General features: G+C 45.4%; 1 protein-coding gene. It reads left to right on the plus strand.

What is annotated here, in order from left to right; translation table 11 throughout:
* Positions 1 to 566 (plus strand): RNA-guided endonuclease InsQ/TnpB family protein (locus EI161_RS14625; RefSeq protein ID WP_192530027.1); only part of this gene is annotated, 566 nt, incomplete at both ends.

A 566-nucleotide genomic window follows, 5' to 3' on the forward strand; every position in this document is an offset into this window, starting at 1 on the left:
CTGACCATTGACGTGTGGGACAGCTATAACCTAGCTCTCTACACCATCAATACTTGTGAGCTTGTGCAGGATAGTCGCGGTCTTTGGTATGCCTGTATCACCGTTAAAGAACATCCAAAGACAATCTGCGGTGTTAATCAGACTGGTATCGACTTGGGATGCAAGGATTCAGCAACCGCTAGTAATGGCGAGGTCTTAGCCACCAAACTGACCCATAAATACGCCCCAAAATTAGGGCTTGCTCAGCGGGCTAAGAACAAAAAGCGCGTTAAAGCGATTCACGCCAAGATTAAGAACACGCGCCAAGACTTAATTCATAAATTCACCACCAAACTTGTCAAAGATAATAATGTGATCATCGTTGGCAAGCTTCAATCAAAATCATTCACCTCAAGCAAACTAGCTAAGTCTGTCTATGACGCAGGTTGGTTTGAAATTAAGCGGCAACTGACCTATAAATGCGAGTACGCAGGTTGTCACTATGCTGAGGTTAATGAGCACTACACCACCCAAACTTGTTCGTGTTGCGGCTCACGCCAAAACAGTCCGAAAGGTAGAGCAGGTCT

It is taken from the genome of Psychrobacter sp. FME5, from assembly GCF_014861375.1.
In the GTDB taxonomy this organism is placed as follows: domain Bacteria; phylum Pseudomonadota; class Gammaproteobacteria; order Pseudomonadales; family Moraxellaceae; genus Psychrobacter.